Annotated in this window: 13 protein-coding genes; 12 read left to right on the top strand and 1 reads right to left on the bottom strand. The window is 67.5% G+C overall.

The window, feature by feature from the left end:
- Positions 1–17: 17 nt before the first annotated feature.
- The 5 genes from gsiB to EJP69_RS04250 all read left to right on the top strand — a co-directional run bounded on the left by gsiB (position 18) and on the right by EJP69_RS04250 (position 5494).
- Positions 18–1574, top strand: a complete 1557-nt coding sequence (gene gsiB / locus EJP69_RS04230; protein WP_093195445.1) for a glutathione ABC transporter substrate-binding protein GsiB — start codon at positions 18–20, stop codon at positions 1572–1574.
- An 80-nt stretch (positions 1575–1654) separates the two neighbouring features.
- A complete protein-coding gene (gene gsiC / locus EJP69_RS04235) occupies positions 1655–2575 on the top strand; it encodes a glutathione ABC transporter permease GsiC (RefSeq protein WP_093195446.1) in 921 nt (306 codons plus the stop codon).
- 31 nt (positions 2576–2606) lie between these two features.
- Positions 2607–3515 (top strand): glutathione ABC transporter permease GsiD, encoded by a 909-nt coding sequence (gsiD, locus tag EJP69_RS04240; protein ID WP_093195447.1) that lies wholly within the window; start codon positions 2607–2609, stop codon positions 3513–3515.
- 18 nt (positions 3516–3533) lie between these two features.
- Entirely contained in the window at positions 3534–4661 is a 1128-nt protein-coding gene (locus tag EJP69_RS04245; protein ID WP_093302683.1) for a P1 family peptidase, read from the top strand.
- A 14-nt stretch (positions 4662–4675) separates the two neighbouring features.
- On the top strand, positions 4676–5494 hold the full coding sequence (locus EJP69_RS04250; RefSeq protein ID WP_093302681.1) for a M55 family metallopeptidase: 819 nt from the start codon (positions 4676–4678) through the stop codon (positions 5492–5494).
- Positions 5495–5513: 19 nt separating this feature from the next.
- On the opposite strand, the gene EJP69_RS04255 is transcribed toward EJP69_RS04250, so the two are convergent.
- On the bottom strand, positions 5514–6407 hold the full coding sequence (locus EJP69_RS04255; protein ID WP_240652030.1) for a LysR family transcriptional regulator: 894 nt from the start codon (positions 6405–6407) through the stop codon (positions 5514–5516).
- Positions 6408–6512: 105 nt separating this feature from the next.
- On the opposite strand from EJP69_RS04255, the gene EJP69_RS04260 reads away from it, so the two are divergent.
- The 7 genes from EJP69_RS04260 to EJP69_RS04295 all read left to right on the top strand — a co-directional run bounded on the left by EJP69_RS04260 (position 6513) and on the right by EJP69_RS04295 (position 14479).
- Positions 6513–7853: an arylsulfatase gene (locus EJP69_RS04260; RefSeq protein ID WP_126468819.1), complete on the top strand. Its 1341-nt coding sequence runs from the start codon at positions 6513–6515 to the stop codon at positions 7851–7853.
- Positions 7854–7860: 7 nt separating this feature from the next.
- Positions 7861–8841: a tripartite tricarboxylate transporter substrate-binding protein gene (locus EJP69_RS04265; RefSeq protein ID WP_240652031.1), complete on the top strand. Its 981-nt coding sequence runs from the start codon at positions 7861–7863 to the stop codon at positions 8839–8841.
- 384 nt (positions 8842–9225) lie between these two features.
- Positions 9226–11004, top strand: a complete 1779-nt coding sequence (locus EJP69_RS04270) for a nitrite/sulfite reductase (protein WP_093195451.1) — start codon at positions 9226–9228, stop codon at positions 11002–11004.
- Positions 11001–11396 (top strand): DUF934 domain-containing protein, encoded by a 396-nt coding sequence (locus tag EJP69_RS04275; RefSeq protein WP_093195452.1) that lies wholly within the window; start codon positions 11001–11003, stop codon positions 11394–11396. Before EJP69_RS04270 ends, EJP69_RS04275 begins: the two co-directional genes overlap by 4 nt.
- A 20-nt stretch (positions 11397–11416) precedes the next feature.
- The gene (locus EJP69_RS04280; RefSeq protein WP_093302672.1) at positions 11417–12037 is read left to right on the top strand and encodes a phosphoadenosine phosphosulfate reductase domain-containing protein; all 621 of its coding nucleotides are present in this window, start codon (positions 11417–11419) and stop codon (positions 12035–12037) included.
- A 44-nt stretch (positions 12038–12081) separates the two neighbouring features.
- A complete protein-coding gene (gene cysD, locus EJP69_RS04285) occupies positions 12082–13023 on the top strand; it encodes a sulfate adenylyltransferase subunit CysD (RefSeq protein WP_126468821.1) in 942 nt (313 codons plus the stop codon).
- A 115-nt stretch (positions 13024–13138) separates the two neighbouring features.
- Complete coding sequence (locus tag EJP69_RS04295) at positions 13139–14479, top strand: sulfate adenylyltransferase subunit 1 (protein ID WP_093195455.1); 1341 nt, start codon at positions 13139–13141, stop codon at positions 14477–14479.
- Positions 14480–14518: the final 39 nt, after the last annotated feature.

Below are 14518 nucleotides of genomic sequence, written 5' to 3' on the forward strand. Positions count from 1 at the left end.
CCGACTGGAGTTCTTCCATGACGCAACAAGCTTCCTCCTCCCTGCGATGGGCATCCGCACTGCTGGGCCTGGCCGCGCTGGCCGCCTCGGGCACGGCACTGGCCGCGAAAGACGTGGTGCTGTCGATCGGCTACCAGCCGGAAACGCTGGACCCGTACAACACCAACACCACCATCACCACCGCGGTGACGAAGACCTTCTATGAAGGCCTGTTCCAGTTCGACAAGGACCTGAAGGTGCAGAACGTGCTGGCCGAGGGCTACGAGGTGTCGAAGGACGGCCTGGTCTACACCATCAAGCTGCGCACCGGCGTGAAGTTCCACGACGGCACCGACTTCAACGCGGACGCCGTGAAGTTCACGCTCGACCGCGTGCTGAACCAGGACAACAAGCTGCTGCGCTACAACCAGTTCAACCGCGTGAGCAAGGTCGAGGCGGTGAACCCGACGACCGTGCGCATCACGCTGAAGGAGCCCTTCGGCCCCTTCATCAACTCGCTGGCGCACGCCTCGGCCGCCATGATCTCGCCCACCGCGCTGAAGAAGTGGGGCAACAAGGACATCGCCTTCCACCCCGTGGGCACCGGCCCCTTCGAATTCGTCGAGTGGAAGCAGACCGAAGCGGTCAAGGCCAAGAAGTTCGACGGCTACTGGAAGAAGGGCTACCCGAAGGTCGACAACGTGTCGTGGAAGCCGGTGCTGGAGAACAACACGCGCGCCGCGATGCTGCAGACCGGCGAGGCCGATTTCGCCTTCCCCATTCCCTATGAGCAGGCCGAGCTGCTGAAGAAGAGCGACAAGCTCGAAGTGGTGGCCACGCCCTCGATCATCACGCGCTTCCTGGCATTCAACATGCTGCAGAAGCCCTACGACAACCCGAAGGTGCGCGAGGCCATCGGCTACGCCATCAACAAGGAAGCGCTGGCCAAGGTCGCCTTCGGCGGCTATGCCTTCCCCGCGCAGGGCGTGCTGCCCCAGGGCGTGAAGTACGCCGAGAAGATGGCTCCCATTCCCTATGACCTGAAGAAGGCCAAGGAGCTGATGAAGGAAGCCGGCTACCCCGACGGCTTCGAGTCGGTGCTGTGGAGCGCCTACAACAACACGACCTCGCAGAAGACGATCCAGTTCGTGCAGCAGCAGCTCGCGCAGATCGGCATCAAGCTGCAGGTGCAAGCCCTCGAAGTGGGCCAGCGCACCGAGCAGGTGGATGCATGGCCCGATCCGAAGACGGCCAAGGTCCGCATGTACTACACGGGCTGGTCGTCGTCGACCGGCGAAGCCGACTGGGGCCTGCGCCCGCTGTTCGCCTCGGAAGCCTGGGCTCCCAAGCTGAACAACATGTCGTTCTACAAGAGCGAGGTGGTCGACAGCTCGCTGGCCAAGGCGCTGGTGACCACGGACGAGAAGGAACGCGCAGCGCTGTACAAGACCGCGCAGGAAGAGATCCGCAAGGACCTGCCGCGCGTGCCGATGATCACCGAGCAGAACCTGTCGGCGCACGCCAAGCGTCTCTCGGGCGTGTTCGTGATGCCTGACGGCAACATCAACATCGACGCCATTGCGGTGTCGAACTGATCCCCGGTTTCTCGTTTCCTGACTGACTGCCCGGCGGGCGGTGGCATGCCGCCATCGCCCGCCCGCGGCAACCGCACCCCATGCTGAATTACTTCCTCAAACGACTGTTGGGCCTGATCCCCACGCTGCTCATCGTGGCGGTGCTGGTGTTCCTGTTCGTCCACATGCTGCCCGGCGATCCGGCGCGACTTGCCGCCGGCCAGGACGCCGACGAGCAGACCGTGGCCATGGTCCGCGCGGAGCTCGGGCTGGACAAGCCGCTGCCGCAGCAGTTCGTGAGCTTCTTCACCCACATCCTGCAGGGCGACTTCGGCACCTCCATCCGCACGCGGCGGCCGGTGGCGACCGAGATCGGCGAGCGCTTCTTCCCGACGGTGATGCTGACCATCACCAGCATGGTGTGGGCGGTGATCTTCGGCATGGGCATCGGCATCGTTTCCGCCGTGTACCGCAACAAATGGCCCGACCGGCTGGGCATGACGCTCGCCGTGTCGGGCATCTCCTTTCCCGCATTCGCGCTCGGCATGCTGCTGATGCAGATCTTCTCGGTCCAGCTCGGATGGCTGCCCACGGTGGGCGCCAGCAGCTGGAAGCACTACATCCTGCCCTCGATCACGCTGGGCGCCGCGGTGGCGGCCGTGATGGCGCGCTTCACGCGGGCCTCCTTCGTCGAGGTGATCCAGGAAGACTTCGTGCGCACCGCGCGCGCCAAGGGCGTGCGCGAGCGCGTGGTGATCATCAAGCACTGCCTGCGCAACGCGCTCATTCCGGTGGTGACGATGATGGGCCTGCAGTTCGGCTTCCTGCTGGGCGGCTCGATCCTGGTCGAGGCGGTGTTCAACTGGCCGGGCCTCGGCCGCCTGCTGGTCGACGCAGTGCAGATGCGCGACTACCCCGTCATCCAGACGCTGGTGCTGCTGTTCTCGCTCGAATTCATCCTGATCAACCTGCTGGTGGATGTGCTGTACGGCTACATCAACCCGACCATCCGATACAAGTGAGCAAGCAGCCATGACGCAACAAGCTTCCGGCATGCCTGCCGAAACCATCGCCGCGACCGTACCTGTCGTCGCCGTCCAGACCGCCGGCAAGGTCCGCACGCCCTGGGGCGAATGCTGGCGCCGCTTCAAGAAGCAGCCGGTGGGCATCGTCGCCGCGCTCTTCGTGCTGCTGCTGGTGTTCGTCGCGGTGTTCGCGCCGTGGATCGTGCCCTTCGATCCGGAGAACTACTTCGACTACGACATGCTGAACACCGGCCCCTCGGCCGCGCACTGGTTCGGCGTCGACCCACTGGGCCGCGACATCTTCAGCCGCATCCTGATGGGCGCTCGCATCTCGCTGATGGCCGGCTTCCTGTCGGTGGTGCTGGGCGGCATCGTCGGCACGGCCTTCGGCCTGCTGGCGGGCTACTACGAAGGCTGGTGGGACCGCATCGTGATGCGCATCTCGGACGTGCTGTTCGCCTTCCCCGGCATCCTGCTGGCGCTGGGCGTGGTGGCCATCCTGGGCAGCAGCATGACCAACGTGGTGGTGGCTGTGTCGGTGTTCAGCGTGCCTGCCTTCGCGCGGCTGGTGCGCGGCAACACGCTGGTGCTGAAGCAGCAGACCTACATCGAGGCCGAGCGCAGCATCGGTGCCTCGGACTGGACCATCATCGTGCGGCACATCCTGCCGGGCACCATCTCGTCGATCGTGGTGTATTTCTCGATGCGCGTGGGCACCTCGATCATCACGGCGGCCAGCCTTTCGTTCCTGGGCATGGGCGCGCAGCCGCCGACGCCCGAATGGGGCGCGATGCTCAGCGAGGCCCGCGCCGACATGGTGACCTCGCCGCACGTGGCGCTGTTCCCCAGCCTGGCCATCTTCTTCACCGTGCTCGCCTTCAACCTGCTGGGCGATGCACTGCGCGACGCGCTCGATCCGAAAATCGACCGCCAGTAATTCCGGTTCCCCTCCTTCATGTCTTCCAGCAAGCAGCAAGCCCCTCTTCCCTTCATCGGCAACCTGCTCCAGGGCGAACGCAACGCCATCACCGACGTCGCGGGCGTCACCGTGGGTCATCGCACGCTGGCCGACGGCCCGGTGCAGACGGGCGTGACCGTCATCCGCCCCCATGCGGGCGATCCGTTCCGCGACAAGGTGCCCGCCGCCGCGGTTGTGCTCAACGGCTTCGGCAAGAGCGTCGGGCTGTTGCAGGTGGAAGAGCTCGGTGTGCTCGAGACGCCCATCGCGCTGACGAACACCTTCTCGGTGGGCACGGTGGCGGCAGCGCAGATCCGCCGCTGCGTGGCCGACAACCCCGAGACCGGCCGCACGCTGCCCACAGTGAACCCGCTGGTGTTCGAGTGCAACGACGGCTTCCTCAACGACATCCAGCGCATGGCCGTGAGCGAGGCCGATTACCTGCAGGCGCTGGCCGATGCCGGCGCCGACTTCGAGCAGGGCTCGGTCGGTGCGGGGCGTGGCATGTCGAGCTTCCAGCTCAAGGGCGGCATCGGCAGCGCATCGCGGCGGGTGTCGGCGCGCAACGACGGCACCAGCGGCGGCCTGGGCGGCAGCAAGAACGTCGGCACCGGCGGCCTGCACACGGTGGGCGCGCTGGTCCTGGCGAATTACGGACGCCAGCCGCAGCTGCTGCTGGCCGGGCACGCGGTGGGCGAACGGCTCGCCGCGCTGCAGGCCGAGCGCAGCCTTCCGGCGGTGAACGAGGCCGAGAAGGGCTCGATCATCATCGTGCTGGCCACCGACGCCCCGCTCGACGCGCGCCAGCTGCGCCGCCTCGCGCTGCGCGCCGGGGCCGGTCTGGCCCGCACGGGCTCGGTCTTCGGGCACGGCAGCGGCGACATCGTGCTGGCCTTCTCCACCGCCTACACCGTGCCCGGCAGCGTCGACCGGCCGATGCCGGCGGTGGCGATGCTGCACGACGGCCTGCTCGATGGCCTGTTCCAGGCCGCGGCCGACAGCACGGAACAGGCGATCATCCATGCCCTGTGGCGCGCAACGCCCGTCACCGGGCGCGACGGCAACCACCGCGCCGCCCTGGGCGACGTGCTGCCCGCCTCCACTCTCTTCTCAACCCACGCCTGATTGCGAGCCGCTCCATGAAAGTCCTGATCTCCACCGACATCGAAGGCGTCGCCGGCGTCTACCACTCCGAGCAGGTGCGCGCGGGCAACCCCGAGTACGAGCGGGCGCGGCTGCTGATGACGCACGAGGCCAACGCCGCCATCGCCGGCGCCTTCGACGCGGGCGCCACCGAGGTGCTGGTGAACGACTCGCACGGGGGCTTCCGCAACATGCCGCCCGACCTGCTCGACGCCCGCGCCCGCGTGGTGCAGGGCAAGCCGCGCTACCTGAGCATGGTGGCGGGCGTGGAAGAAGGCGTGGATGCCGTCTGCATGGTCGGCTACCACTCGCGTGCGCAGGGGCGCGGCATCCTGGCGCACACCATCAACAGCTTCGCCTTCGCGGGCATCTCGCTCGGCGGGCAGGAACTGGGCGAGGCCGGACTCTACGGCGCCCTGGCCGGCGAGTACGGCGTGCCCGTGGTAATGGCCAGCGGCGACGACGTGTTCATTTCCGAGAACCGCCCGCTCTTCCCGCACGCGACCTTCGTCGAGACCAAGAAGGCCACCGGCTGCACCAGCGGCGTCTCGCTGTCGCCCGAGCAGTCGCGCCGTGCCATCCGCGCCGGCGTGGAAGAAGCGCTGGCGGCTCGCGCGAAGGCGAAGCCGCTCGTCTTCGAAGGCCCGCAGACCGTGACGCTGCGCACCCAGACCTCCGCGCTGGCCGACCTGTTCTGCCAGTGGCCGGACTTCGAGCGCGTGGACGGTGTCACTCTGCGCTTCACCGCCCGCACGGTGGAAGCCGCCGTGCGCATGCTGAACTGCTGCTCGGCGATGTCCTCGATGCTGCGCTGAGGCGCTGCTGCTGCCGGGTTCAGGCCGGCGTGGCCTTGAGGGCGAGCAGGTTGTCGCGCAGTGCCTGCATCAGCGGCGACCATGTCGAGCCCGGGCGCGACAGCAGCACCACGGCGCGCGGCACCTTCAGCGCCGGCACCGGCAGCACGGCAAAACGGCGGTCGTCGGCATGCCGCATGAAGGAGCGCGGCACCAAGGTGACGAGATCGGTCGCCGCCAGCACCGACAGATTGAGCTCGGACGCGAATGGCACCTCCATCACGACGCGCGGCGCGGACAGGTTGTGGCGCGCGAAGATGTCGGCGATGGCCTTGAAGGCCGCGGAACTGGCCGGCCCCGAGATCCATCCGTACGTGGCGACATCGGCCAGGGCCACGCGGGCGCGCTGCGCCAGCGGATGGCCCGACCGCACCAGCGGCAGCATAGGGTCGTTGTCGACCTTCGTGCGCTCGGCATCCAGCGGCTGGCCTTCGTAGGCCGGCACCATTGCAAGGTCCAGTTCGCCTTCGCGCACCAGCGTGGCAAGGGTATCCGACCGGTCGACGCGCAGGCGCACCCGCAGCCCCGGGCGCTTGACCAGCAAAGAGCCCAGCGCCCCCGCGACACGATTGCCCGAGGTGGTGTCGGTCACGCCCACGCGCAGCAGCCCCGACTGCTGCGCCCGCATCTCGTTGGCCAGCTGCACCGTGTCCGCATAGTCGGCCTGCAGCCGGCGCGCCTGCTCGGCGACCCTCAGTCCGGCCGAAGTCAGCACCATGCCGCGCGCGCTGCGCTCGAACAGTTGCAGCCCGAACTCGGCCTCCACCCGGCGCACGGCCTTGGTCAGCGCGGGCTGGGTCACGCCCTGCTCGTCGGCCGCGGTGGAGAGCAGGCCCGACTTGGCTACCGCGAGGAAGTATTCGATATCGCGCATCGACAGTGACATTCCTGGAGTTTATGACTTGAACGTCATTCAGGAATGGGATCGGGCGGCACCGGCACTTAGATTCCGGATACGCCAACCCCTCGATCCACCGCCATGCCAACGCACTCCTCTGCACCGAACATCGTCCTCATCGTCGCCGACAACCTCGGCTGGGGTGAGCTGGGCTGCTACGGCGGAGGCGCATTGCGCGGCGCGCCCACGCCGAACATCGACGCCCTTGCGAAGCAGGGCTTGCTGCTTCAGAACTTCAATGTCGAAAGCGACTGCGTGCCGACCCGCTCGGCCCTGATGAGCGGCCGGCACCCGATTCGCACCGGCTGCCTGCAGTCGGTGCCGCCGGGCCTCCCCCAGGGGCTGACCCGGCGCGAGATCACGCTGGCCCAGTTGCTGTCGGCGCGAGGCTATGCCACCGCGCACTACGGCAAGTGGCACCTGGGCGACGTGCCCGGGCGTTTTCCTTCGGACCGGGGCTTCGACGAGTGGTACGGCATTCCGCGCACCACCGACGAGAGCCAGTTCACCTCGACGGTCGGCTTCGACCCCTCCGTGGTGGACCTGCCCTGGATCATGCGCGGCCGCAGCGGCGAGCCCTCGGAGAACGTGAAGGTGTACGACCTGGATGCACGGCGGCAGATCGATGCCGATCTGGTGGACATGTCCATCGGCTTCATGAAGCGCCACGCCGAAGCCGGTACGCCTTTCTTCCTCTACCTGCCCCTTGTGCACCTGCATTTCCCCACGCTGCCGCACCCCGACTTCGCGGGCCGCACCGGTGCCGGCGACTTCGCGGATTCGATGGTGGAAATGGACCACCGCGTCGGCCAGGTGATCAGGGCACTGGACGAGCTGGGTGCGGCCGACAACACGCTCCTGATCTTCTGCAGCGACAACGGGCCCGAGTTCCGGGCGCCTTATCGCGGCACCGCCGGCCCCTGGAGCGGCACCTATCACACGGCCATGGAAGGCAGCCTGCGCGTGCCCTTCATTGCACGCTGGCCGGGCCGCATTGCAGCCGGCCGCACGAGCAACGAGATCGTCCACGTGACCGACTTGTTCACGACGCTGGCCGGCGTGGCCGGTGCCGCCGTGCCGCAGGACCGGCCAATCGACGGCGTGGACCAGTTGCCCTTCTTGCTGGGCGAGTGCGAGAAATCGGCGCGCGAGGGTTTTCCGTTCTATATCAAAAACGATCTGCGCGCCGTGAAGTGGCGCGACTGGAAACTGCATTTCTACTGGGAGCCCGAGGTCAACGAAGGAAAGGGCAAGCTGGAGTCGCCGTACCTTTTCAACACCACCCGCGACCCCAAGGAAACGACGGACGTGCTGGTCCACAACACATGGGTGCTGGGGCCGGTGCTCAAGCTGGTGAAGGCGTTCCAGGACAGTTTTGCGCAGCATCCCAACACCCCGCCCGGCCAACTCGACGGACAGTGAGCCAACCATGAACGACATGCCCTTTCCTTCACGTCGCGGCGCGTTGGCCGCCTTGGGCGGCGCCGTGGCGCTGGCCGCCTCGCCCCGTCTCTTCGCCCAGGGCGCCGCGACGGGCCGGCCCATCACGTGGCTGGTCGGTCAGCCACCCGGCGGCAGCGTGGACATCCTCACGCGCCTTGTCGCACGACAGGTCGAACAGATACTCGGGCAATCGGTGATCGTGGACAACCGGCCAGGCGCTGCGGGAGCTATCGCATTGCAGGCAGCCGCAAGGGCCCCGCATGACGGGCTGACGGTGGTCACCGTTCCCGGGCCGAACCTGACCAACATTCCTGTCCCCCAGATCGGCAAGGAGCTGACCGGCGTGGCCACACTGGCCAAGGGCCCGATGGTGCTGGTAAGCACCACGGCCAGCTCCTTGCCGCCCACGCTGGCCGGGTTGCTCGCCGCCGCCGGAAAGGATCCCAAGGCCTTCAGCTTCGCCTCGTCCGGCAACGGAACCAGCCAGCACCTGGCCGGTGAGCTGATGAACCAGATCGCACGCACGCAGATAGTGCATGTGCCCTACAAAGGAGGCAGCCAGGCCGTCACGGACGTGGTGGGCGGGCAAGTACCGCTGGGGATGCTCGGCATCACCCCCGTCCTGCCGCACATCAAGGCAGGCAGGCTGCACGCATACGGCGTGACGACTGCGACTCGCTCGGCCACGCTGCCCGACGTACCCACGCTGCGCGAGGCCGGGCTGCCCGGTTTCGACGCGGATCAATGGTTCGTCGTGGCCACGCCCGCGGGCGTGCCCGCCGAGCGCGTGCGCGCCCTCAACGCGGCCATCGGGCAAGCCCTGCAGAAGCCCGAAGTGCAGGCGGGCTATACAGCCGCGGGTGTCGTGCCCGCGCCGGCCACGGCGGAACAAACCACAGCCTTCGTGACGCAGGAACTGCAGCGTTGGCAGGCGCTCGCGAAAAAAGCCAATCTGGCACTGGATTGACCGGCCCGCCGCCGGCCTCGATGCCGGCGAACAGCACATGCACGCTCGCCGGGAACGGGCGCTCGGGACCGGAGCAATTCCGGCAGCCGGCCTGTCGGCCAATCGGGCATTGCGCGCACCCGACATTTCTCGCACATTCATCGGGCTGTCTTCCGGCTCCCGGATTTACGCGGTCCGGCGCCTCCGTGCCGGCCCTCCCGCCTTATCCGGAATAAGCATCCAACCATCCCGCAACCCGCATGGATGCTGGCGAATAAGCTTATCCGCATAAAGCGCGAACCAAAAAATAGTTTGGTTCCATAAGGAGCACTTGGAAAATCGCGCCTTCTTGCTGGGGTGCCCCGTTCCACGCGCGGCACCGCACTTCCTCAAGACACACGCACGATGTACCAATACACAGAATTCGACCGCCAGTTCGTCCACCAACGGGCTGCCCAGTTCCGCGACCAGCTCGAACGCTGGCAGAAGGGCAAGCTCGCCGAAGACGAGTTCCGCCCCCTGCGCCTGCAAAACGGCTGGTATGTGCAGCGCTACGCGCCGATGCTGCGCGTGGCCGTGCCTTATGGCGAACTGTCGAGCCGACAGCTGCGCGTGCTGGCGCGCATCGCACGCGAGTACGACGAGCCCGAGGCCGAGGTCTACAAGAAGGCCATCGAAACGCAAGGCCAGCTCGGCAGCCACAAGCTGCCCACCCACTACGCCCATTTCTCGACCCGCCAGAACGTCCAGTACAACTGGATTCCGCTGGCCAAGTCGGCCGACGTGATGGACCTGCTGGCCTCGGTCGACATGCACGGCATCCAGACCAGCGGCAACTGCATCCGCAACATCACCAGCGACGAGCGCGCCGGCATCGCCATCGACGAAGTGGCCGACCCGCGCCCGTTCGCGGAAATCATGCGCCAGTGGAGCACGCTGCACCCCGAGTTCGCGTTCCTGCCGCGCAAGTTCAAGATCGCCATCACCGGCGCCACCGAGGACCGCGCCGCCACCGGCTGGCACGACGTGGGCCTGCACGTGGTGAAGAACGAAGCCGGCCAGATCGGCTTCCGCGTGCAGGTGGGCGGCGGCATGGGCCGTACGCCCATCGTGGGCACGGTGCTGCGCGAGTTCCTGCCGTGGCAGCAGATCATGAACTACCTCGAGGCCGTGATCCGCGTCTACAACCGCTACGGCCGCCGCGACAACATCTACAAGGCGCGCATCAAGATCCTGGTGAAGGCCGAGGGCCAGCGCTACATCGACGACGTCGAGGCCGAGTACAAGCAGATCCTCGAGCACGACGGCGGGCCGCACACCATCACGCAGGAAGAGTACGACCGCGTGGCCGCCTCCTTCGTGCCGCCGACGCTGGCCACCCGCGTGCTGCAGAGCGCCGAGAAGACCGACGCCGAGCTGCGCGCCCACGCCGCCGACGACGTGCAGTTCGCCCGCTGGCTCGCGCGCAACGTGGCGCCGCACAAGAACCCGGCCCTGCGTGCCGTGACGCTGTCGTTCAAGCGCCTGAAGCAGGCGCCCGGCGACGCGTCGGCCGACCAGCTCGACACGCTCGCCGAACTGGCCGACCGCTTCTCGGCCGGCGAAGCCCGCGTGACGCACGACCAGAACGTGGTGCTGCCCTGGGTGCACGCCGAAGACCTGCACGCGCTGTGGCTCGCCGCCCGCGCCGCCGGCTTCGCCAGCGCCAACGTGCACCTGCTGACGGACATGATCGCCTGCCCCGGCGGCGACTTCTGCGCGCTGGCCAACGCACGCTCCATTCCCGTCGCCGAAGCCATCACCGAGCGCTACCAGGACCTCGACGAGCTCGACGACCTGGGCGAGATCGACCTGCACATCAGCGGCTGCATCAATTCGTGCGGCCACCACCACAGCGGCCATATCGGCATCCTGGGCGTCGACAAGGACGGCAAGGAGTGGTACCAGGTCACCCTCGGCGGCTCCGACGGCTCCGCGCTCAGCGGCACGCCGCAGGCCGGCAAGGTGGTCGGCCCCTCGTTCTCGGCGGCAGAAGTGCCCGGCGTGATCGAGGCCGTGCTCAACACCTACCGCGACACCCGCGAAAGCGGAGAGAACTTCATCGACACACTGCGCCGCGTGGGCCACGACCCGTTCAAGGTCGCCGCCAACGGTGCGCGTTTCAAGGTGGAGGAAGCAGCATGAAAAAGACCCTGAACATCCTGGCAGCCGAAGAACACATCGACGACGGCGACCCGAAGGTGCTGCAGCTGGCCAACGACGCCGATCCGCTCGCCATCGAGGTGTGCCTGGCGGACATCGAGCGCATCGACCTGCACTTTCCGAAGTTCACCGACGGCCGCGCCTACAGCCAGGCCTTCCTGCTGCGCCGCCGCCTCGGCTTCACGGGCGACATCCGCGCCACGGGCGACGTGCTGATCGACCAGCTGGTGCAGATGGAACGCACCGGCTTCTCCAGCGCCGTGCTCAAGGAAGGCGTGGACGCCTCCGACGCGCAGCGCCAGTTCGACCGCTTCGCCGCCTTCTACCAGGGCGATGCGGTGAAGACCGCGCCGCATTTCGCGGTCGGCAACTGAGACGCGTGGAAGCACCTGAGATGAGCATCGACCTCGAACGCATCAACGCCGAACTCGGCCGCAACTCGGAAGGCCTGGTGGACTGGGCACTCGGCCTGGGCCAGCCCGCGATCGTCACCACGAACTTCCGGCCCTTCGAGGCCGTGATCCTGCACATGGTCACGCGCGTGAAGCGCGACGTGCCGGTGATCTGGATGGACAACGGCTACAACACCGAAGCCACCTACCGCTTCGCCGACGAGGTGACGAAGCAACTGGGCCTGGACCTGCACATCTACCTGCCGCGCCGCTCGCGCGCGCACCGAGAGGCAGTGGAAGGCCCGACGCCGGCGCTCGACGATCCGCGCCATGCCGCCTTCACCGAAGAGGTGAAGCTGGAGCCCTTCGCCCGCGCGCTGCGCGAGACAGCGCCCAAGGTCTGGTTCACCGCGCTGCGCGCCACCGACACGGCCGTGCGTGCGCAGATGGACCCGGTCAGCGTGAATCCCGACGGCCTGATCAAGGTCGCGCCGCTGCTGCACTGGTCGTCCAAGGATCTGCACGAGTACTGCGTGAAGCACGGCCTGCCCAACAACTTCGACTACGTCGACCCGACCAAGGGCGAAGACAACCGCGAGTGCGGACTGCATCTCGCGCACTGAGCGCCTGCACCGCACCGACCAACCGCATCCAGCCCCATCCTCCGATGAACGCCCGTACCGAAACCGATCTGCTGCTGCCGCCCGCGCACCTTTCCAACACGCACCTCGATGCGCTGGAGGAAGAAACCATCTTCATCCTGCGCGAAGTCGCGGCCGCCTTCGAGCGCCCCACCCTGCTGTTCTCGGGCGGCAAGGATTCGCTGGTGCTGCTGAAGTGCGCGGAGAAGGCGTTCGGCGTCGGCCGCATTCCCTATCCGCTGCTGATGATCGACACCGGTCACAACTTCCCCGAGGTCACGGCCTACCGTGACCAGCGCGCGAAGGAACTGGGCGCAGAGCTGATCGTGCGCAGCGTGGAAGACTCGATGAAGCGCGGCACCGTGCGCCTGGCCCACCCGGGCGAGTCGCGCAATGCGCACCAGTCGGTGACGCTGCTGGAGGCGATTGAAGAATTCCGCTTCGACGCGCTGATCGGCGGCGCCCGTCGCGACGAGGAAAAGGCGCGCGCCAAGGAGCGCATCTTTTCGCACCGCGACAGCTTCGGCCAATGGCAGCCCAAGGACCAGCGCCCCGAGCTGTGGACGCTGTTCAACACCCGCCTCGCCCCGGGCGAACACTTCCGCGTGTTCCCGATCTCGAACTGGACCGAGCTCGACGTGTGGCAGTACATCGCCCGCGAGGAAGTCGGCCTGCCCTCGATCTACTACACGCACAGGCGCGAAGTGGTGGAGCGCCGCGGCCTGCTGGTGCCCGTGACCGATCTCACCCCGCCGCGCGACGGCGAGACGGTGCAGGTGCGCGACGTGCGCTTCCGCACCGTGGGCGACATCACCACCACCTGCCCGGTGGAAAGCCTGGCGGCAGACGCGAGCGACGTGGTGCTAGAGACCCTGTCGGTCGACGTGAGCGAGCGCGGAGCCACGCGCATGGACGACATGACGTCCGAAGCATCCATGGAAAAGCGAAAGAAAGACGGGTATTTCTGACCCACCCCCAGGCTTCGCGCACTTCGTGTCGCTACGCCCACCCCCTCGAAGGGGGCAACACCAGCGGCCCGGCAAAGCCGGTTCCGCGGTGTTCCACGAATTGGAGAACCACTCAATGAACGCTGCCGTAATTTCCAACGCCTCGCCCGCCGACGTCCACGGCGACACCGGCACCGCCCTGCGCTTCATCACCTGCGGCTCGGTCGACGACGGCAAGAGCACGCTCATCGGCCGACTGCTGGTCGACAGCAAGACCGTGCTGCAGGACCAGCTGGCCGGCGTGCAGCGCGGCGGCGAGACCGACCTCGCGCTGCTGACCGACGGCCTCTCTGCCGAGCGCGAGCAGGGCATCACCATCGACGTGGCCTACCGCTACTTCTCGACCGCCAAGCGCAAGTTCATCATCGGCGACGCGCCGGGCCATGAGCAGTACACGCGCAACATGGTCACGGCCGCCTCGGCCGCCGACGCCGCCGTGGTGCTGGTCGACGCGACCAAGCTGGCCTGGGCCGCCGAAGTGGAAGACGGCACCGTGGTCAAGCGCGAACTGCTGCCGCAGACGCGCCGCCACTCGCTGCTGTGCCATCTGCTGCGCGTGCAGTCGATCGTGTTCGCCGTGAACAAACTCGATGCCATCGGCGATGCCGGCCTGGCCTTCGAGCGCATCTCGGCCGCGCTGAACGCCTTTGCCGAAGCGGCCGGCGTGAAGGTAGCGGGCATCGTGCCGATCTCCGCGCTCAAGGGCTGGAACGTGGCCACGCGCCACGCCGACTGGGTCGGCTACGAGGGCCCGAGCCTGCTCGAGCTGCTCGAGGAACTGCCGGTCACCGCGCAGGACGAAGCCGTGCCCTTCGCCTTCCCGGTGCAGTGGGTCGAGAAGTTCTCGTCGTCGGCCGACACCTCGCAGGGTCGCCGCGTGTTCTGGGGCCGCGTCGCCTCGGGCCACGTGGAGCCGGGCCAGCGCGTGACCGTGCTGCCGAGCAACCAGACCGCCACCGTCGCCCAGGTGCTGAGCCACACGCGCCAGCCCAAGGCGGTGCATGCGGGCCACAGCGCCGGCATCGTGCTCGACCGCGAGGTCGACGTGTCGCGCGGCGACTGGCTGCTGGCGCCCGGCGCCTTCGAGCCGGTGCGCGAGATCACCGCCACCGTGGCCTGGCTCGACGACGAGCCGCTGGTCGCGGGCCGTGTGTACTGGGCACTGCAGGGCCATCGCTGGGTGAAGGCCAAGGTGGCGCGCATCGTCGACCGCGTGAACATCACGACGCTCGATTCCGAGCCGGCGACGCAGCTGGAAGCCAATTCCATCGGCGACGTGGTGCTGGCGCTGCAGCAGCCGCTGGCCGTGCTGCCCTTCACGCAATCGCGTGCCCTGGGCTCCCTCGTGCTGGTCGATACGGCCTCCCACAGGACCGCCGCTGCCGTGCTCGTGCAGCCCTCCGCCGCAAAGGCCTAAAATCCCGGGTTTTCCCCGACCTCACCACTGACGCCAAAA

It is taken from the genome of Variovorax gossypii (assembly GCF_003965815.1).
In the GTDB taxonomy this organism is placed as follows: domain Bacteria; phylum Pseudomonadota; class Gammaproteobacteria; order Burkholderiales; family Burkholderiaceae_C; genus Variovorax; species Variovorax gossypii.

Bases quoted from the DNA above. Each gene is read 5' to 3' on its own strand.
- gsiB (WP_093195445.1), top strand. From the start codon at position 18: ATGACGCAACAAGCTTCCTCCTCCCTGCGATGGGCATCCGCACTGCTG.
- gsiC (WP_093195446.1), top strand. From the start codon at position 1,655: ATGCTGAATTACTTCCTCAAACGACTGTTGGGCCTGATCCCCACGCTG.
- gsiD (WP_093195447.1), top strand. From the start codon at position 2,607: ATGCCTGCCGAAACCATCGCCGCGACCGTACCTGTCGTCGCCGTCCAG.
- EJP69_RS04245 (WP_093302683.1), top strand. From the start codon at position 3,534: ATGTCTTCCAGCAAGCAGCAAGCCCCTCTTCCCTTCATCGGCAACCTG.
- EJP69_RS04250 (WP_093302681.1), top strand. From the start codon at position 4,676: ATGAAAGTCCTGATCTCCACCGACATCGAAGGCGTCGCCGGCGTCTAC.
- EJP69_RS04255 (WP_240652030.1), bottom strand. From the start codon at position 6,407: ATGCGCGATATCGAATACTTCCTCGCGGTAGCCAAGTCGGGCCTGCTC.
- EJP69_RS04260 (WP_126468819.1), top strand. From the start codon at position 6,513: ATGCCAACGCACTCCTCTGCACCGAACATCGTCCTCATCGTCGCCGAC.
- EJP69_RS04265 (WP_240652031.1), top strand. From the start codon at position 7,861: ATGAACGACATGCCCTTTCCTTCACGTCGCGGCGCGTTGGCCGCCTTG.
- EJP69_RS04270 (WP_093195451.1), top strand. From the start codon at position 9,226: ATGTACCAATACACAGAATTCGACCGCCAGTTCGTCCACCAACGGGCT.
- EJP69_RS04275 (WP_093195452.1), top strand. From the start codon at position 11,001: ATGAAAAAGACCCTGAACATCCTGGCAGCCGAAGAACACATCGACGAC.
- EJP69_RS04280 (WP_093302672.1), top strand. From the start codon at position 11,417: ATGAGCATCGACCTCGAACGCATCAACGCCGAACTCGGCCGCAACTCG.
- cysD (WP_126468821.1), top strand. From the start codon at position 12,082: ATGAACGCCCGTACCGAAACCGATCTGCTGCTGCCGCCCGCGCACCTT.
- EJP69_RS04295 (WP_093195455.1), top strand. From the start codon at position 13,139: ATGAACGCTGCCGTAATTTCCAACGCCTCGCCCGCCGACGTCCACGGC.